Raw genomic sequence first — 19,296 nt, forward strand, 5'->3', positions numbered from 1 at the left:
TGCCGCATCTTCCCCTACGGCACTGGCGCCCCTCACGCCCGCCCCCCCCCCCCCGGGGGGCGGCCCGGGGGGGGGGCGGGGCGGGGGCCCCCGCGGGGGGGGCCCGGGCCGCCCGCCCCCCCGACGGGGCGGAGGGCGGGGGAGAAGGCCGGGCGGAGACCTGGCTGGAGGCCTGGGCGGACGGCTGGGGGGACGGCTGGGCGGGCACCGGAGCCGGCTTGTGCCCGGCCAGCGCCGCCTTGACCGCAGGCACGGCCTGCTCACCCAGGTAGCGGCCGAGCGTCTGGTACGCGTCGAACTGCCGGTGGTCGAACCACTGGTCGCTGGTGCTGTCGTTCGGGAAGGCCGGGTTGGCCACCGCGTAGGAGTGCAGCTCGTACGGCATGCCCGGGGTGAGCACCGCCTGGGCGACGATCAGCGTGCCGTGGGATCCACCGCCGCCGTCCCCGAAGTCGAGCGGTGCCGGATAGCGGATGTCCCCGGTCACGACCGCCCGGGCGGAGAGCCGGTCGGCCAGCTGCGCCGCGAGGCCGCGCAACGGCGGCTGCCGGTCCGCGCCCTGTGTGCCGGTCGGGTCGGCCGGGCGGTTCGGGTCGTCGGGGTTGTCGGGGTCGGCGCTGCCGTCCGCCCGGTCCCCCCGGCGGGTGCCGGAGGGGGACGGGAGCCGGGCGGCGCTGCCGGGGATCAGCAGCTCCGGCTCGTGCAGGGTGATGACGATGCCCAGCTCCTCGCGGGCGAGGGTGATCGCCGCCGCCAGGGTGGCGGCGTAGGCGGTGTCCCCGCTGGCGTCGACGCAGACCGCGGTGCGGACGCCGTGTCGCAGCAGCTCGACCAGACCGAGGTTCTCGTAGTGGCCGCCGTCGGTGGTGAGCAGGAAGCGGTCGTCCATCGGGAAGCGTCCGGACAGCTCGCGCAGCTGGTACTGCAGCCGGCGGACGGCGGGCTGTGGCGCGCGGCGCCAGTCCGGGGCGGCCGTCCAGAGCGGACCGAGCGCGGCGGGGTTGGGCAGCCAGGTGCCGAGCCGGGCGTTGGTGACGGCGAACAGCCCCTGGTACACCCGGGACTGACGGCCCATCGCGGAGGAGAACGCGGCGCCGGAGACGGCCATCGCGGACTGCACGGTGAGGTCCCGGGCGATGTGCCGCCGGGTGCGCCGCTCCAGCAGGTCGGTCCGCGCGTAGCCGACGTCCGGGCCACCCACGTAGTCGTGCGAGAAGGTGAACGAGACCGCCCGGCGCCCGGGCGGGGTGCGGGAGCTGCCGGACAGGTTGGCCGCCGCCGCGAAGATCACCTGGGGGAAGTCGGGGTGCCGGGCCCCGTAGTGGGTGAGCCGGGTCTGCTCCCGGAAGAAGTGGTACGGCCGGGCCAGCACCTCGCCGCCCTCGGTGGATCGGCGCACGGCGAAGGCGGAGGCGAGCCGGCGCCGGTAGAACGGGTGCAGGCTCATCCAGGTCTGGTCGAGGTTGAGCCCGACGGTGGCGAGGACGAGGGGCAGCAGCACCTGGGCGGCGGCGGGCCAGGCGTGGCCGGTGGCGACCGCCCAGCCGAGGGCGAGCAGCGCGCCCGTCGAGAGCGCGGCCAGGGCCGCCCAGACCACCAGGTACTGGGCGATTCCACCGGTGAGCCCGCCGCCGAGCCGGCGGGCCCCGTGCAGCAGGCCGCCGATCGCGGCCGCGCCGTGCTCGATCGCCCGGCGCCCGCGCCACAGTATGCCGAGCAGCAGCGCCAGATAGCTGAGCAGGACGGTGAGGCTGAGGCCCGCGCCGGTCTGCCGCGCGCCGATCGCCAGCTCGTCCTGCAGCCGGACCGCGCCCCAGGCGAGCCCCGGCACCGCCAGCACGCCGACGACCAGCAGCGCGGCCAGGGCCAGCGCGGCGTAGGAAGTCCGGCGCAGCACGCGTGGCAGCAGGGTGTTCCAGCCGAGCAGCGAGAAGGCCAGCAGCCAGAGCAGCCAGCAGACGGCGGCGGCCACGAGCAGCCCGAGGAGCGCGTACAGGGCGGCCGGGCGGACGCCGAGGGCGCCGGGGTGGGCGCCGCCGGTTCGCAGGCCGACGGCGGCCAGGCCGTCCAGGTCGGTCAGCGGGACCAACTGGTAGAAGCGGCTGAGCCCGAGGCCGAGCACCAGGACGGCCGCCAGCAGCAGGGTGAGCGCCGCGACCAGGCCGCGCAGCAGCGTCCCGAGGGCGACCAGCCACTGGCCGGCGCCGTCGGCGAGGTACCGGCCGTGGCGGCGGAGGTGGTCCTCCTCCGGGGAGCCGGGCTCCATCACGTTGTCCGCCGTCAGACCGGAGACGGCGTGCACCGGGCAGCCGGGGGCGGAGTCGCTGAGCGCCAGTTGCAGCGCGCCGACGGTGTAGCCGCCGCCGGAGACGGAGACCAGGTAGCGGGCCTGCTTCAGCCAGGGCCGCAGGGCCTGGAGCGCGCCGAGGGTGACGCAGGCCGAGCGGATGCCGCCGCCGGAGACGCAGAAGCCGAGCCGGGCGTGCTCCCGCCCCGGCGGCACCTGGGTGCCGTTGCGCCAGCGGGCCTGGTGGTCCAGCGGTCCGTGCGCGCGGGGGCCGGACGGCCAGCGGCCGTCATGGGCGGTGGCGACCGGCCAGGGCGGGATCAGCTCGGGGCCGGCGGTGTCGCCGTCCGGCCGGGTGTCGCCGTCCGGTCGGGGGCCGGTGGCCCGGTCGGTGTCGTCGCCCCGTTCGGGTGGAACGCCGCCGCCCTTCGGGCGCGGGCGCCGCCGGAGGCCCGGCAGGGTGGCGCGCAGGGCGCGGGAGAGGGTGACGGCGAGGATGGTCAGGGCGATCGCCCCCGCGGGGAGCAGCAGCAGCCATTTGACGGTGGAGAGGGCCGTCGCGGCGGTGAACGGCGCGTCGGAGCCGGCCCGGCCGGGGCCCAGCCGCCCCAGCCCGGCGGCGAGCAGCACGTCCTCGGCGAGGTCGCAGGCGCCCGCGAGCAGCCCGGCGCCGCCGGCGGCGAGCGCGACCAGCCGCTGGCGCGGCCGGCCGAGGACGTACGCGCCGAGCAGGCCGACGGCGGCCAGGGTCAGGGAGTAGCCGCCGAGGAGCCAGTAGTCGGCCCGCAGCGCGGCGCGGTACTCCCCGATCCGCCCGGTGACCACGGCCTCGGCGGCCGCCCGGGAGCCGGCCAGCTGCAGGCGCACGTCCTGCACGGCGGGCGCCCAGCGGCCGAACAGCAGGCAGCCCAGCGCGAGTGGCAGCAGCGTGCCGAGACCGAGCAGCAGACCGGCCCAGGCCGGGACCGGGGCCGGCCGGTCGGCCTCCTCGGCCCGGCCGATCCAGGACGGCAGCCGGCCGAGGGTGTGCTCCGGCCGAGCGGGCGCGGCCACCCGGGAACCGGGCGCGTCGGGTGCGGCCGTCATCTCCACCTCCCCCGTGAACAGAGTCGGGACCGAGCCGTCAGGCCGGTCGGACGGGCGGCCGAAGTCACTGTCCGCCGCCGATCGGTGACGGATCGGAGCAGCATCATGGCGCGTCTTACCCCGACGCGCGAGACCCCGCACACCGCGCGCCTGGATTCACCCGAATGAGTAAGGAAGTTGGCTGCGGGGTAGATGAGCGTTTCATCCCATCCAGGGGTGCCCGCGTGTCCGCGCAACAGGATCACCCCGGCCGCGTTCCGTCCGACGTATTGTCAGGCCACCGAGGCCGGGCCTACGGTCTACGCACCACGGTCTACGCACGTAGACACCGTGTGGGCCCCTGTGGTCGTCCATTGCCAGGACCGGGACGGCGGCGGGGGGAACGACCGTGGACCCACAGGCAGATCCGCCCCGTCAACCCTCAGACCGCAGGCCCAACCCCGCAGTCGGGCCGCGAAGTTGCGGAGGTACCCATGTCGCAGATCGTCCGCGCCGCCCTCGTCCAGACCCGGTGGACCGGTGATCAGGAGACGATGATCGCCCTCCACGAGCGGTACGCCCGCGAGGCCGCCGCCCAAGGCGCAAAGATCATCGGATTTCAGGAAGTCTTCAACGCCCCGTACTTCTGTCAGGTCCAGGAACCCGAGCACTACCGCTGGGCCGAGCCCGTCCCCGACGGTCCCACCGTCGTCCGGATGCAGGCCCTCGCCCGCGAACTCGGCCTGGTCGTCGTCGTCCCGGTCTACGAGGAGGAGCAGCCCGGCGTCTACTACAACACCGCCGCCGTGATCGACGCCGACGGCAGCTACCTCGGCAAGTACCGCAAGCACCACATCCCCCAGGTCAAGGGATTCTGGGAGAAGTACTACTTCAAGCCCGGCAACCTCGGCTGGCCCGTCTTCGACACCGCCGTCGGCAGGGTCGGCGTCTACATCTGCTACGACCGCCACTTCCCCGAGGGCTGGCGCGCCCTCGGCCTGGCCGGCGCCCAGATCGTCTACAACCCCTCCGCCACCAGCCGCGGCCTCTCCGCCTACCTCTGGCAGCTCGAACAGCCCGCCGCCGCCGTCGCCAACGAGTACTTCGTCGCCGCCATCAACCGCGTCGGCACCGAGGAGTACGGCGACAACGACTTCTACGGCACCTCCTACTTCGTCGACCCGCGCGGCCAGTTCGTCGGTGACGTCGCCTCCGACAAGGAGGAGGAACTCGTCGTCCGCGACCTCGACCTCGACCTGATCGGCGAGGTCCGCCGGCAGTGGGCGTTCTACCGCGACCGCCGACCCGAGGCCTACGGACCGCTCACCGAGGCGTGAGGAGGACACCGGCCATGACCACCCGCACCGTCATCCGCGGCGGCCTCGTCATCACCGCCACCGACGAACTCCACGCCGACGTCCTGATCGAGGGCGAACGCATCGCCGCCCTCGCCACCACCGGCAGCGACACCGCCCAGGCCTGGACCGCCGACACCGTCATCGACGCCACCGGCCACTACGTCATCCCCGGCGGCGTCGACGCCCACACCCACATGGAACTCCCCTTCGGCGGCACCGCCGCCTCCGACACCTTCGAGACCGGCACCCGCGCCGCCGCCTGGGGCGGCACCACCACCATCGTCGACTTCGCCGTCCAGCCCGTCGGCGGCTCCCTGCGCGAAGGCCTCGACACCTGGCACGCCAAGGCCGACGGCAACTGCGCCATCGACTACGCCTTCCACACCATCGTCTCCGACGTCAACGACGGCGTCCTCAAGGAGATGGACGCCCTCGTCGACTCCGGCGAGTCCACCTCCTTCAAACTCTTCATGGCCTACCCCGGCGTCTTCTACAGCGACGACGGCCGCATCCTGCGCGCCATGCAGCGCGGCGCCGCCAACGGCGGACTGATCATGATGCACGCCGAGAACGGCATCGCCATCGACGTCCTCGTCGAACAGGCCGTCGCCGCCGGGAGAACCGGCCCCCGCCACCACGGGGAGGTCCGCCACGAACTCCTCGAAGCCGAGGCCACCCACCGGGCCATCAAGCTCGCCCAGGTCGCCGGCAGCCCCCTCTACGTCGTCCACGTCTCCGCCGCCTCGGCACTCCACGAAATCGCCCAGGCCCGCGACACCGGCCTCAACGTCTTCGGCGAGACCTGCCCCCAGTACCTCTTCCTCTCCACCGACAACCTCGCCGAGACCGGCATCGACGGCTTCGAGGGCGCCAAGTACGTGTGCAGCACGCCGCTGCGCCCGCGCGAGCACCAGGAAGCGCTCTGGCGCGGCCTGCGCACCAACGACCTCCAGGTGGTCTCCACCGACCACTGCCCGTTCTGCTACGTGGGCCAGAAGGAGCTCGGCCGCGGCGACTTCTCCAGGATCCCCAACGGCCTGCCCGGCGTGGAGAACCGCATGGACCTCCTCCACCAGGCCGTCGTCGACGGGCACCTCACCCGCCGCCGCTGGGTCGAGATCGCCTGCACCACCCCCGCCCGGATGTTCGGCCTGCACCCGCGCAAGGGCACCGTCGCCCCCGGCGCCGACGCCGACCTGGTCGTCTACGACCCCACCGCCGTCCAGACCGTCTCCGCCGCCACCCACCACATGAACGTCGACTACTCCGCCTACGAGGGCCGCCGCCTCACCGGCCGTGCCCGCACGGTGCTCTCCCGCGGCACCGTCGTCCTCGACGACGGCGACTGGCTCGGCCGCACCGGCCACGGCACCTTCCTGCGCCGCGACACCTGCCAGTACCTGACCTGAGCCGCCAGTACCTGAGCTGTATCCGACCTGATCCGACCGGACTCTTCGGATCCGTCCGTCTCCCCTCACCACCGCCCGGGGCCGTGGCCCGGCCCCGGGCGGCCACACCCGTTTTCAGGAGCACCCATGGACATCGGCCTCGTCCTGCAGACCGACCCGCCCGCCCGCCTGCTCATCGACCGCATGATCCGCGCCGAACAGGCCGGCTTCAGCCACGGCTGGACCTTCGACTCCTGCGTGCTCTGGCAGGAGCCCTTCGTCATCTACAGCCGGATCCTCGCCGAGACCCGGCGGCTGACCGTCGGACCGATGGTCACCAACCCCTCCACCCGCACCTGGGAGGTCACCGCCTCCCTCTTCGCCACCCTCAACGACATGTACGGCAACCGCACCGTCTGCGGCATCGGCCGCGGCGACTCCGCGATGCGCGTCGCCGGCCGCCACCCCGCCACCCTCGCCCGGCTCTCCGAGGCCATGCACGCCATCAAGGAACTCGCCGAAGGCCGCACCGTCGAGGTCGACGGCACCGAGATGCACCTGCCCTGGGTCCGCGAAGGCGCCGCCCTCCCGGTCTGGATGGGCGCCTACGGACCCAAGGCCCTCGCCCTGACCGGCCGCCAGGCCGACGGCTTCATCCTCCAGCTCGCCGACCCCTACCTCACCGAGTACATGGTCAAGGCCGTCCGCAACGCCGCCGCCGAGGCCGGCCGCGACCCCGACACCCTCACCATCTGCGTCGCCGCCCCCGCCTACGTCACCGCCGACGACTCCCCGGCCGCCCTCGCCCACGCCCGCGAACAGTGCCGCTGGTTCGGCGGGATGGTCGGCAACCACGTCGCCGACCTCGTCACCCACTACGGCGAACACTCCGCCCTCGTCCCCGACGCCCTCACCGACTACATCAAGGGCCGCCAGGGCTACGACTACAGCCACCACGGCCGGGCCGGAAACCCCGACACCGCCTTCGTCCCCGACGAGATCGTCGACCGCTTCTGCCTCATCGGCCCGCCGGACGCCCAACTGGCCCGCCTCGAACAGCTCCGGGCCCTCGGCGTCGACCAGTTCGCCGTCTACGCCATGCACGATGCCGTCGAGGCGACCATCGACGCCTACGGCACCGACGTCATCCCGCACCTCGCCGGCGGACGGCCGACCGGTGAGCGACCGTCCGGCGGGCGACCCGGGCAGGAGACGAGCGGATGACCGCCACCCCCGCGACCGGAGAACCCGGGGACGGCGGATCCGCCACCGCCATATCCCCGGGCCAGACCGAACACCCCGACGGCCGGGTCGAACCCGACCCGGCCGTTCCGCTCCCCGACAACGCCTTCACCAACGACGACCTGCGGCCCGTCCCCGTCGCCCGGCGGACCTGGACCACCTACAACTTCCTCGCCCTCTGGGTCGGCATGGCCCACAACATCCCCTCCTGGACCCTCGCCTCCGGCCTCATCGCCTTCGGCATGGACTGGAAACAGGCCGTCCTCACCATCTCCCTCGCCAACCTCATCGTGCTCGTCCCGATGCTGCTCACCGGCCACGCCGGGACCAAGTACGGCATCCCCTTCCCGGTCTTCGCCCGGGCCTCCTTCGGACTGCGCGGCGCCAACCTGCCCGCCCTCGTCCGGGCCGCCGTCGCCTGTGCCTGGTTCGGCATCCAGACCTGGATCGGCGGCGAGGGCATCTTCCTGCTCGCCGGCAAACTCCTCGGCGAATCCTGGCGCACCGCAGGGGAGTTCGGCGGCCACCCGTGGACGCAGTGGCTCTCCTTCCTGATCTTCTGGGCGGTCGAGATGGCCGTCATCGCCCGCGGCATGGACACCCTGCGCCGCTTCGAGAACTGGGCCGCGCCCTTCGTCCTCGTCGGCGCGTTCGCCCTGCTGGCGTGGATCACCGTCAAGGCCGGCGGCCTCGGACCGCTGCTCGACCGGCCGTCCGAACTCGGCTGGGGCGGCGAATTCTGGAAGGTCTTCTTCCCCTCCCTCATGGGCATGATCGGGTTCTGGTCCACCCTCTCGCTCAACATCCCCGACTTCACCCGCTTCGGCGGCAGCCAGCGCGCCCAGATCCGCGGCCAGGCCCTCGGTCTGCCCACCACCATGACCCTCTTCGCGCTGCTGTCCGTCCTGGTCACCTCCGGCTCCCAGGCCGTCTACGGCGCGCCCGTCTGGGACCCGATCGAACTCGCGGCCAAGATGGAGAACCCGGTCGGCATCCTGTTCGCCCTGCTCACCGTCCTGGTCGCCACGCTCTCCGTCAACATCGCCGCCAACGTCGTCTCACCCGCCTACGACCTCGCCAATCTGCTGCCCCGCCTGGTCAACTTCCGCACCGGCGCGCTGATCACGGGCGTCATCGGGATCGCCATATTCCCCTGGAAGCTGATCTCCGACCCGCACGTCTACATCTTCAGCTGGCTCGGCTTCGTCGGCGGCCTGCTCGGCACCGTCGCCGGCGTTCTCATCGCCGACTACTGGCTCCTGCGGCGCACCCGGCTCCGCCTCGCCGACCTCTACCGCCCGCACGGCGCGTACTGGTACACCGGCGGCTGGAACTGGCGGTCCGTCACCGCCTTCCTGGTCGGCGGACTGCTCGCCGTCGGCGGCGCCTACGGCGGACCGTTCCCGGTGGACGGCCTGGTGCCGCAGCTGAAGCCGCTCGCCGACTACGGCTGGGCGATCGGCTTCGCGGCCTCGCTGCTGCTGTACAGCGGGCTCAGCCTCGGCGCCCGGCGCCGGCTTCGATGACCCTGTCGGCGGGCCTTGTGGGGGCCGGGCCGGCGGCCGGCTACCGCGAGCCGAAGCGGCGGCGCTTGGAGGCCTTGCTCCAGCCTCTCGCGGACTGCTCGTCGGGGGCCTGGCCAGGGGTTGTCCGGCTGGATGCTGCCTGACCAGGTGCCGCCTGGCCGGGTGCCGCCTGGTCGGGTGCTGTCCGGCCGGGTGCCCGGACCGGGGCGCGATCGGCCGGGCGATGGATCAGCGTCAGGCCCTCGTGATCGACGGGGTGCCACTTGTGGTCGTGCGTCGCGAAGGCGTACCCCTGCTCGTTGTCGGTGGTGTACGCCAGCAGCGCACGGCCCTTGCCGGTGTACTTCCTGACCTCGTCCCAGAGCACCTCGCGGATCCGGGCCGACGGATTGCCGATGAAGACGCCGGGAGAGATCTCCAGCAGCCACCTGGTCAGCAGACCGCGCAGGCCGACCGGGCAGTCGGTCAGGACGATGGTGATCACCAGATGATCCCCTCGCCGTAGTTGCGGCCGGATGCCACCATGTCGTCCCGGTCCGTCTGGAGCAGGACGGTGTCCTCCTCTCCGTCCTCCGCCCCGACCGCTGCTCCGTCGGCCGCCCGGCCCCCGGGGCCCGGCCGCTGCGCGTACGGAGCCAGCAGGGCCTTGATGTCGTCGACGCAGCGGTCCAGGAGGCCGCGTTCGCGGATCCGCTCGCGCAGCAGCCGACGGGTGCGGGACGCGACGTCCTCCGGGCCCTCCGCGGCCGCGTCGAAGGCCGCGGGAATGGCGAGGTCCGTCTTGTAGAAGTCGGCCACGTCGAGGACGAAGGAGAGCTCGTGCCCCGAATGGACGAACCCCAGCGACGGGATGCAGCCGAGCGCCGAGACCACGGCCTGTGTGACGCCGTACATGCACTGGGCGGCGGCCGTCACCGCCTGGTTCGGCGCGTCGCCGGAGCCGAAATCGCCCGGGGTGAAGTGCCGTCCGTTCCAGCGGACCCCGGTACGGGCGGCCTCGCGGTGGTAGGTGCGCTTGAGATGGGCACCCTCGTTGCCGAGCAGCTCCCGTCTGCTCAGGCCCGCCGGATCCTCGGCGGGGAACCGCAGCCGGTACATGGCGCGGGCCACCTCCAGCCGGCTGCGGCGGTTGGCCCAGGCCACCGCCTGCGCCTCGGCGAGCGCGGCGGACCGGGTCAGCGCCCGCCCGCCCGCGTAGTAGCGGACGCCGTGCTCGCCAACCCAGACCACACCCGCGCCGGACTCGCCCAGCACGCTGATCGCCTGGTGGCTGATCTTGGTACCTGGCCCGAGCAGCAGCGCCCCGATGGTCGCGGACGGGATGTGCGTCACGCCCGCGTCGTCCGTCGTCGTGATCGCGTTGGCGTCCCGGCTGATGACACACCGCTCCAGATACAGGAACGACAACCGGTCACCGACCCGGGCGAGTTCGCGGGGCGTGGACGTGCGGCGGGTGGCGGGGGCGGCAGCCATCGGCGTCACCGCACCGGGGCGAGCGTCATGAGGCCGCAGCCGTACGCCTTGGCCTTGCCGAGGCCGGAGGTGAGGGCCGCGCGCAGGGCGTCCGGATCGGTGACCGTCAGCCGCCCGTCGTAGGTCGCCGTGCCGATGGTGACCCGCTGCCTGCTACCGGTGACCCGGTCGGCCTTGCCGAAGTCGAGGCTGCGCTGATGATGGACGATCAGCTCGTGCTCATCACCCACAGGCAGTAGACGCCGGTCCGGCGCCTTCTCGACGATGGCGAAACCGGCCCGGTGTTGCTGCTTGATCAGCCAGCCGGTCTGGTGGCCGTGCGTCACATGAGCGGTGCGCTTGGTGGGTTCGGCCTTGTCGCGGCGAATGCTGTGTACGGGATTGGCGGTGAGCCGGAACGCCCAGGTGGAACCGGCTGTCAGGCCCGCCAGGAACCGCCCGTAGTCGTACGTCTGCCAGCCGCCGGTGGTGGGCCAGCCCGCTTGCTCGACCAGGTGGGTGAGGTCCGGGCGGCTCGGGCTGACGAGGTAGAGGAGTACCTCGGAGCGGGAGTTGTGGTCCACTCGCCAGAGCACGCGCGGCTGGGCGGTGGGTGGTGGCGTGGTGGGTGCGTCGGCCCGGGGTGGTGGGGCGGGCGTCCCGGCCGCGGGCGGTTCGGCCGCCGGGGGTTCGGCCGCCGGGGGTTCGGCGAAGGAGGCCATCACGGCGCCGTGCAGCATCTGCGGCGAGGAGAGCAGCCGACGGGCGCCCGTACGGGCGGTGTTGATGCGAAAGCGGGTGAGAAACATGTCAGGCCGGATCCAGGTGGGCCGTCGGGTCATGGTCGGGGTTCAGCGTGGGGACGTCCACGGTGGTGGCCGTCACGGCGCGCAGCGCGTACCGGCGGTGTCGCGGGTCGAAGCTGAGCGGGTGGTCCCGCAGGGCGTCGGCTCTTGCCTGCTCGCCCGGCTCGGCGTCGATGAACACCGAAAGCCGAACGTGTGGGTGGGTGTGCCGGGCCCGGTGCCAGGCGCCGGCCTGCCATGGTTCCTTCGTCAGGGCGGTCTTGAGCGGAACGCCCCGGCGGACACCCAGGTCCACCGGCTCGCTCGGCGGGCAGGAACGGCGTCCGAGGTAGGGGAGGTGGACGGGGGCGCGGACGGCCGACAGCAGCGCGTCGAGCAGTTCGTCGTCGCCCTGGAGGGCCGCGACGAATACGGCGTCCGCGAGATAGAAGCGGTCCGACAGCGGCATCGCCTTGCCGGTGTCGCCGTGGTGGGCCGTCTGGAGGTCTTTGATCCGGGTGCCGGGCTGGTCGATCCGGACGCCGAACCGCAACGCGGCGAGATCGGACAGGTCGGCATCCCGCGCGCGCCCCTGTGCGGCGGCCAGCAGGCCGATCACCCCGCTCTTGGTCGGTGCCGGCTCGGTGGTCCGGCGGGTGAACCGGGCCGAGGCGCCCCATGACTGCAGCGGCCCGGCCAGCCGCAGGAGAAGGACGTTCATCCACGAGGCTCCAGCCGGCTCACGACTGCCTCGCCCACGGCTTCGACGAGTTCGCCGAGGCCCACCTCGGTGCCCAGCCCGGCCAGCGCCGCCGTCCGGTCGCCCACCCGCACGACCCAGGTGCTGGTGCCGCTCTCCGCGCCGAACGCCCGCTCCACGCCGGGCACATGATCGGCCAGCTTCTCGCAGGCGCCCGCGACATGACCGCCCGACCGGTGCCGCCCGCCCAGCGGCACCGGGTCCTCGAAGGCGCCGACGAAGCTGATCGGGCGGGCGGTACGGAGCTTGACGACGACTGCGTCCGGGAGGGTCTGATTGGCGAAGGTGTTCATCTTCCCGCTCGGGATCGACGTGACAAACCCCTCGACGAACGCCTGCACGGCACGCCGCACCGGCTCCGTGCCGGGCTGGTCGGCGCGCAGACCGGACCCGAGGTTGTGGTGCAGCCGGTCGACGTCGACGGCCGCGTAGCGGTACAGCGTCGCGGAGTTGAAGTCGACCGTGCCGATCATTCCGGCGCCCGGCTCGCTGTCCGTGTTCCTGTCGTCGACGGCCGTGTAGTAGTCCGACTCGTTCTCCACCGCGTGCACACTGATCGCGTGGGCGACCTGGGCCGCCGCGTCCACGTTGATGTCGGACGCGTCGGCCACCATCCGGCCGAACAGCGCGATGTCGACGGAGTGGCGGGAGTTGGCGGCCTCCTTGGCCCGCGCCCTGTTCTCCTTGTCCTTGAAGAACGCCTTCAGTCCACCGGAACCCGCCAGCCCCTCGGCGGCGAGTTCTGCGAGAGCGTCGAGTTGACGCGCGCTCAGGAACATCAGGTACGAGGACTCGGGCGCCGGGCCTTCCGCACCCGAACCGGCCGGGTTGGCCGTCTTGCGCTTCGGCGGCTCGATCCTCGCCCCGGTGGCGGCGGTGATGGTCTCGGCGGCCGCGGTCAGCGCCTCGGACTCCTTGAGGGAGACGCTGTCCAGCGCGATGATCCGCCCGGCCAGCAGCTCTGCCACCTTCTTGGTACGGACGCCGAGTTCGTTCGGGTGCAGCAGATTCCCGAACGCCTCCCGGGTGGCGCGCTTCCATGCCTGGCTGGAGACTCGGGAGCGGAGCACCCCGCCGTACACCGCCGTCTTGGGCGAGCCGGTGTCGTCGCGGTTCAGGTTGCTGGGCGGCACGGTCTGCAGAATGTGGACGTCCAGGATGGTGCGGCTCACGATCAGTCCTTGCCCTTGTCCATGGTGGTGTCGGTCGGGTCGGTGAGCGGCTGCTCGTTTGTCGCCGCGGCGTCCGTCGGGTCGTTCGCCGGGTCGCGCGGCGGGCGGTAGGAGTGGAAGCTGCGGCCCCAGGCCCGGTTCACCTCGCCGCGGCGGGTGGGAAGTTGCCAGAGGTGCAGCCGGTCGGCCAGCAGGCCGTAGTCGAGCGGGACGGCCTCGCGGCGAAGCAGCAGGACGATCTCACGCAAGCGCTGGGCGAGGATGTCGAAGGAGATCGCACTCCCGGCCCGCACGAAGCGTTTGCGAAGTGGTTCGTCGATGTCATCGGCCGGCATCAAACGGCGTACCGCAGCTCCGAGTTCAAGACCCCTCGGGTGGTGCATGCCGGCTTCGCGATGCGCCTGCTGATGCAGGGACCAGAGGGTCACTGCCGCGTGCACCGCGTTCTCCGCCGCGGTGTCGGACGGCCCGGTCCGCCCGTCCGGGTAGAGCCTCTCCAGACCGGTGAGGCCCCAGAGTTCGGGCAGACCGTCGGCAGGCTTCCCGGCCCCGCGGCGGATCCGAGCCACGGCCGCCACCGCGTCGGCGCGGTCGGCGCGGTAGCCGTGCTGGAGTTCGGCGATGCGGTGATGCGCGGCATCACCCGCCCGGCCCAGGTCGCGGAGCCGTCGGGCGACGGGAGGGCGGTACGTGGTCATTCGTCGGCCTCCGGGGAGTCGGACCGGTCCGTTTCGGCGGGCGTGGCGGAGTCGCTGGGGTCGGTGGCGCTACCGGTGTCGGTGGCACTGCCGGGATCGGTGGCACTGCCGGGATCGGCGGGGTTGCCGGGCTCGTGGGGCCTGTCGGTCGCGGCGTCCGGGTGGGGCAGCGCCCGGCCGAGCCCACGCATGAACCGGTGGTGGGCGTAGTCGGCGTTGAGCCAGATCCGGCCGCCCTTCCTGGTCGGGACCACCAGCCCCTCGCGGGCGGCCCGCGGGGCGGTGTCCATCAGCCGGTCACCGAGCCGGACGATGATCCGGTGCGCCCGGCGCCGCCACTCGTCGCGCGCCTCCTCGGGGGCCGGCTGTTCGGCCAGTTCCTCGAGCCAGAGCCGGTACGGGCCGTCCAGAGCGCCGTATCCCAGGTCCTCGGCGGTGTCGCGCGGACCGTCCGTCCGGCCGCCCGCGGCCTCGGCGAGATCGGCAGCGAGCCGACCGAGCGCCTGCACGGCCTCCTCGGCCTCCTGCACCGCGCGGACGGCGGTCCGGCCGTACCGGTGGTCGTGTTCGTGGAGCACGACGACGGGCAGCGTGAGGCTGTCGTCCACCACCTCGTCGATCACCGACTGCTGGGTGCCGTAGACCGCGCCGATGATCCGGGCCCGGATCAGCCGGTGCCGGTCCAGGACCCTTTCGCCCGACAGGCGGGACACCCAGTCGAGCACCCGGGGCCGCAACGAGTCCGCAGGCTGTCCGGTCTGCGTTCCGGCGGAACCGTCGTGCGACTCCAGCAGACTCGCCAGCCCCCGCCAGGCGGTGCGCGCCGGGTCGTGCTGGCGTGGCATGTAGACCAGGTGCTCGCCCTGCTTCTTCTCCTGCGCCCGGCTGCGGCGCCAACCGGTCAGTGGCTCGATGTGGTGCCGGTTGTGCGGGGCGAGCGGGTCGCCGTAGGAGAGCACCACCCCGTGCACGGCGTGCCCGTCGTGGTGCAGCCGGATGCGGCGGGACTGCCAGGTGTACACGTCTCGCGGCCCGGAGGGCCGACGGGCGGCCGGGTCGGCGGCCCCCGGGTCCGGTGCCGGGCCGTTCTGTCCGCGACGCCAGGCCGGGAGGTCGTCCTTGGCGATCCGCGGCCCGGTGGAGTCGGCCGCGACGAGGTTGAGCAGCAGTGTCTCGCGGAGGTTGTCGCCCTCGGCCAGGACGCCGCCGAGGTTGCCGGCCCAGCCGACGCCCTGCGGATAGACCTTGCCGCCTTTCAGCCGTGGGTCGCCCACCGCGCCGGTCTTGATCCCCGAGGTGTCGAAGGCATGGGCGTGCACCAGCCAGCGCGCGGCCTCCGCGAAGCCGATCCGTTCGACCTTCGGCAGGCGCATGGTGAAGAAGGGCTCGCCGTTCGGCACATCGGCGACGATCCGGTCGAGGCCGGCCACCTCGTCCTTCTCGGTACGCAGGTCGGGCACCTGGTAGAACGGCGTACGGGGGTGGAGCAGGTCGAAGCGGGCGCGGTGCTGGTCGAGGTAGGGGTGGACGGCGGCGAACGACTCCTGGTCGAGCCAGAGTTGGTGCCAGGCGTCCAGGTCCTTCGGTCCTTCCACGGCGTCGTGCAGGATCGCCAGCAGCAGCCGCATCAGCGCAAACTCCTGCGGAGGGACGTCCCCGACGAGTCGGCGCAGCCGGGCGGCCTCGTCGAAGACCTCGTGCAGTGACAGTTCCGCCGTCGTGCCGTCGAGCCATTGTGCGGGCAGCCAGGGCTGGGCGAGGAGGTCGAACGAGGGCGGCGTGGTGGTGGCTGCCTTCATCGACACCGGGGTGGTGGTCGGCGCCGCGGTTCGTGCGGTGGCCGGCACCGCGGTTCCCGCGGTGGTTGCGGTTCGTGTGGTGGTCGCGGTCGCCGACGTGGTTGTGGTGGGGGTCGTGCTGGTCGCGCCGTTTCGTTCCTCGGGCCGGGTGACCAGCAGGCCGTCGGTGATGCTGTAGTGCAGTTCGTGGCCCGCCAGCTGGGCGCGAAGGTCCTCGTCCAGCGCCAGCACCAGCTCGCCCGCGAGCTGCGGGCACTCCTTCACCTGCCAGGCCTGGACGAGGAGTTGTTCCTCCAGTTCGGCGATCGCCCGGTCGATGACCCACGGTTTGGAGAAGTGGTGGGGCAGGCGGAGGGTGCTGGCCGTCAACGCGCGCAGAGCCCTGGGCGGCGGCACCGCATCCACCGGCAGGTCCAGCCCGCCCATACCCCGGTCCAGCCAGGGGAGGGTGGTGAGCGTGCCGTCCGCCCGGCGCCTGACCACCAGGACCTCGATGCTCTCCGCACCGTCGCGGACCTGTGCCTTCCCGGCCCGGCTGTCATCCGCGTCACCGACTCCGGCGTCGATCCAGCCGACCAGCGAGCGGCCCGGAGTGCGGACCTCGTCGAGGCGGAACACCTCGGCCCGGGCGGTCTGTTGGGCGCAGGCGACACGGTGCCGCTCGGCCGCATCGGACATCGCCTCCGCCCAGTCGGGCGGACCCTCGGGGGCGTCGCCGTAGGCGCGTTGGACGAGCGGGCTGATGTCGGAGGGGAGCCGCAGTAGTCGCAGCGGCCGGGCGTCCCGGTCGTCGGCGTTTTCCGGAGAGGGGTGCAGGTGGGGGCGCAGAACGGCTGCAGCGCGCAGGAGTTGGTGAAGACCGTACACCGAGACCGAGCCTTCGACGGGCTTCGGCGGACCGTCCTGGCCGTGCCCCCAGTCGACGCCGGTGACGAGACAGCGGGCGGTGCGCAGCCGGGCGGGCCGTTCGCTTTGCCCCTCGCCGCGGCGGTGACGGTGCAGCCGGCCCATGCGCTGGAGTAGCAGGTCGACCGGGCAGAGGTCGGTGACGAGCAGATCGAAGTCGACGTCGAGGGACTGCTCCGCGACCTGGCTGGCGACCACGATGTGTGCCCGCGCGGGCCGCGTGCCCCGTGGGCCGAACCGGACGAGCAGGTCGTCGTCCTTGCGGGCCCGGTCGAGGTCGAGGAAACGGGAGTGCGCCACGGTGACCTGCTCGGTGCCGAACCGCACGCGCAGTCGCTCGGCGGTCTCCAGCACCCGGTCCACGGTGTTGCGTACCACGAGTGCGCAGCCGCCGCCGTCGAGCTCCTGCGCGAGCCGGTCGGCCAGGGCGCCGAAGTCGTCGTTCAGCGCCTCCAGCCGGACGTCGGTACCGCGGTCGGCGTCGGCCTCCGGCGTGCGGACCAGCGGAGGGGAGCCGGGGGTGACGGCCGTCAGCAGCGGGTAACCGGTCGTGTTTCGGGCCGTGTTGTGGTCGTTCCCATCGCCGGTGTAGGCGTTGATCAGGGCCTGGCGGGTGGGGACGGGGAGCGTCGCGGACAGCATCACGACCGGTACCCGGTACGCCCCCAGCCAGGCGAGGACGCGCTCCAGGTAGGTGTTCATGTAGGCGTCGTACGCGTGGACTTCGTCGATCACGACGACCTTGCCGGCCAGGGCCAGGTGCCGCAGCGCGAGGTGGCGGCTCTTGAGTCCTGCGAACAACAGCTGGTCGATCGTCCCGACCGTGAAGGAGGACAGCATCCCCTTCTTGCGGCCGCGCAGCCACTGGTGGGCGATCAGCCCGGCGTTCCGGCTCTGCGGGTGTCGGCCTCCGCCCGGTCGCTGCCGGGTGCGGCCGTCCTTGTCGCCGTCCCCGTTGCCGTCCTCGTGGCTGCCTTCGCGGCTGTGGTGGGGTCCGTCGACGTCCACCGCCTCGATCTGTCGCCGTCCGGCCCGCATGAGCCCGGCGTACTCGTCGTGGAGCGAGGCCTTGGCGTGGGCCAGGAACACCGCCCGCTCGCCGTTCCCGGGGAGGTGGTCGAGCCAGGTGGTCAGCCTGGAGAACATCGCGTTGCTGGTGGCCCGGGTCGGCAGCGCCACGAAACACCCGCCCGCCCCACGTCGGGCGGCGAAGATCTCGGCGACGGCCAGGGCCGCCTCGGTCTTCCCCTCACCCATCGGGGCCTCGATCACCATCAGCCCTGGGGAAGGCAGTTCGCGGGCGAGCGCGACCGCCTGCTCCTGGACCGGCCGGGGCCTTGCGGTGGGCGGGAGGTCGAACCGGGACAGCAGCAACCCGGCGGCGGTGCCCTGCGGTTCGGAGGGTTCCCAAAGGGGTGGCAGCTGGAGCCCACGCCAGGCGGCGGTGACCCGCTCCGCCTCGGAACGTGGACGCTCCTCGGGGAAGTAGGGGAACAGCTCGGGATTGCTGGCGATCCAGTCGGCCATGATGACGAGGCCGGTCAGCAGTACCTGGGCCGGCTGCGGCAGCCTGACCGTACGGAGAACGGCCAGGGCGCCGTCCATTCCGCACTCCGCCGTCCATACGTCGAGCAGTTCGAACTGGACCGAGCGCCAGAGGGCTTCACTCTCTCCGGGCGTTCGGAGCAGGTCGGCCCTGAGGTCGAGATCATGGATCTGCGAGAACCCCGGCGGCACCCCGTGATGTCCCCCGGCCACGACCGCGAACTGCCCGGCAGCCCGCGGCGGCCACCCGTGGGCTTCCTCCAGCCACTCCTGGATGAGGAGCTGACCGGCGAGCCCGTGCGGCGCCATCCGCCGGTCGTCCCCGAACTGCTTCGCGGTGGGCATGGCCAGGCCTGCGTCCCGCATACGATCGGCCAGGCCGACCACCTGGCAGGCGAACGCGGGCGTCGCCTTCCCGATGTCGTGCGTCGCCGCCAGCCACACGGCCAGCGCCCGGGCGTCCTCGTCCTTCCCCCCGACTGCCTCCGCCAACAGCCCCCGTACATTCGCGGGCACCCACTCGTCCCACAGCAGCCGCGTGACCGCCGCACTGTCCGCCAGATGCCGCCACAACGGCAGCCACGCCTGCGTCTTCTCGTCGTGCTTCGCCCACACCAGCCGCGCCGCAGGCGAGAGCCGCGCGCCGACGAGGGGCAGTCCGGAGGCCCGTTCGATCACGGGATGATTGAACGCAGACGACGTTGGAGGACGTGGTTTGAAGTCCGGAGCTGACAGAAATTGACTGGTTGAGGCTCGCTGGGGTTTCGGCAATGGCTACGGGTATCGATATCTGTCCGATCCGGGCCGTCGGTCTGATCTCCTGCTACGCCACCAGTACTTGGAGACTCCGGACGCCCGGCGCCGACGCCTACGGGTACACCGCCCGCGCCCCGGGGTCGGCCCGTGCGGGTGAGTGGCATCGATCCGCTCGGAGATCGCACCGGGACCAGCCCCGCGCGGGCGGGGAGCAGCAGCCGACGTACCGTTGGGGGAACCAGCCGGTGGGACCAGCCCCGCGTGGGCGGGGAGCAGTTACGGGTTGAGCCGGATCCGGGTGCCATCCCGGGACCAGCCCCGCGCGGGCGGGGAGCAGGGAGCCCAGCCCCGGGTGCGGACTTCCGCGTGCTGTCGGGACCAGCCCCGCGCGGGCGGGGAGCAGGGGAGCTTGACGACGGACCCGATGAACCAGATGGGACCAGCCCCGCGCGGGCGGGGAGCAGATCTCGATGCCGGTGACCGTGGTGGTGGTCTTGGGACCAGCCCCGCGCGGGCGGGGAGCAGGACAACATCGGCCAGCAGGTCGGTTTGGAGGC

At 72.7% G+C, this 19,296-nt stretch carries 11 protein-coding genes and 1 CRISPR repeat array (1 of these 12 running past the window's edge); of the genes, 4 read left to right on the forward strand and 7 right to left on the reverse strand.

Annotated features, from left to right (window positions below):
• Positions 1–3,846: 3,846 nt before the first annotated feature.
• The 4 genes from ACIQIB_RS02880 (at position 3,847) to ACIQIB_RS02895 (ending at position 8,866) form a co-directional block, all read left to right on the forward strand.
• Positions 3,847–4,689 carry a nitrilase-related carbon-nitrogen hydrolase gene (locus tag ACIQIB_RS02880; RefSeq protein ID WP_363608653.1) on the forward strand — a complete coding sequence of 281 codons (843 nt, stop codon included), beginning with the start codon at positions 3,847–3,849 and terminating at the stop codon, positions 4,687–4,689.
• Positions 4,690–4,703: 14 nt separating this feature from the next.
• The gene (gene hydA / locus ACIQIB_RS02885) at positions 4,704–6,119 is read left to right on the forward strand and encodes a dihydropyrimidinase (RefSeq protein WP_400756349.1); all 1,416 of its coding nucleotides are present in this window, start codon (positions 4,704–4,706) and stop codon (positions 6,117–6,119) included.
• A gap of 126 nt (positions 6,120–6,245) precedes the next feature.
• Entirely contained in the window at positions 6,246–7,322 is a 1,077-nt protein-coding gene (locus tag ACIQIB_RS02890; protein WP_400756350.1) for a TIGR03842 family LLM class F420-dependent oxidoreductase, read from the forward strand.
• Positions 7,319–8,866, forward strand: coding sequence for an NCS1 family nucleobase:cation symporter-1 (locus ACIQIB_RS02895; RefSeq protein WP_400756351.1), 1,548 nt, complete (start codon positions 7,319–7,321; stop codon positions 8,864–8,866). The genes ACIQIB_RS02890 and ACIQIB_RS02895 overlap by 4 nt, the downstream gene beginning before the upstream one ends.
• Positions 8,867–8,906: 40 nt before the next feature.
• Here ACIQIB_RS02895 and cas2e read toward each other — a convergent pair whose 3' ends face one another.
• Genes cas2e through casA form a run of 7 tightly spaced genes read right to left on the reverse strand, consistent with a single transcriptional unit; the run spans position 8,907 to position 18,661 of the window.
• Entirely contained in the window at positions 8,907–9,350 is a 444-nt protein-coding gene (gene cas2e / locus ACIQIB_RS02900; RefSeq protein WP_400756352.1) for a type I-E CRISPR-associated endoribonuclease Cas2e, read from the reverse strand.
• Positions 9,347–10,339 (reverse strand): type I-E CRISPR-associated endonuclease Cas1e, encoded by a 993-nt coding sequence (cas1e, locus tag ACIQIB_RS02905; RefSeq protein ID WP_400756353.1) that lies wholly within the window; start codon positions 10,337–10,339, stop codon positions 9,347–9,349. The genes cas2e and cas1e overlap by 4 nt, the downstream gene beginning before the upstream one ends.
• Positions 10,340–10,344: 5 nt before the next feature.
• A complete protein-coding gene (gene cas6e / locus ACIQIB_RS02910; protein ID WP_400756354.1) occupies positions 10,345–11,127 on the reverse strand; it encodes a type I-E CRISPR-associated protein Cas6/Cse3/CasE in 783 nt (260 codons plus the stop codon).
• Between the two features lies 1 nt (position 11,128).
• Entirely contained in the window at positions 11,129–11,824 is a 696-nt protein-coding gene (gene cas5e, locus ACIQIB_RS02915) for a type I-E CRISPR-associated protein Cas5/CasD (RefSeq protein WP_400756355.1), read from the reverse strand.
• Positions 11,821–13,035, reverse strand: a complete 1,215-nt coding sequence (gene cas7e / locus ACIQIB_RS02920; RefSeq protein WP_400756356.1) for a type I-E CRISPR-associated protein Cas7/Cse4/CasC — start codon at positions 13,033–13,035, stop codon at positions 11,821–11,823. The genes cas5e and cas7e overlap by 4 nt, the downstream gene beginning before the upstream one ends.
• Positions 13,036–13,037: 2 nt before the next feature.
• Entirely contained in the window at positions 13,038–13,733 is a 696-nt protein-coding gene (casB, locus tag ACIQIB_RS02925; protein WP_400756357.1) for a type I-E CRISPR-associated protein Cse2/CasB, read from the reverse strand.
• Complete coding sequence (gene casA / locus ACIQIB_RS02930; protein WP_400756359.1) at positions 13,730–18,661, reverse strand: type I-E CRISPR-associated protein Cse1/CasA; 4,932 nt, start codon at positions 18,659–18,661, stop codon at positions 13,730–13,732. The genes casB and casA overlap by 4 nt, the downstream gene beginning before the upstream one ends.
• Before the next feature lie 264 nt (positions 18,662–18,925).
• Positions 18,926–19,296: a CRISPR direct-repeat array (repeat unit 29 nt; unit sequence GGGACCAGCCCCGCGCGGGCGGGGAGCAG) (it continues 29 nt past the right edge of the window).

Origin of the sequence: Kitasatospora sp. NPDC092286 (assembly GCF_044755565.1) — a bacterium.
Classification (GTDB): Bacteria; Actinomycetota; Actinomycetes; order Streptomycetales; family Streptomycetaceae; genus Kitasatospora.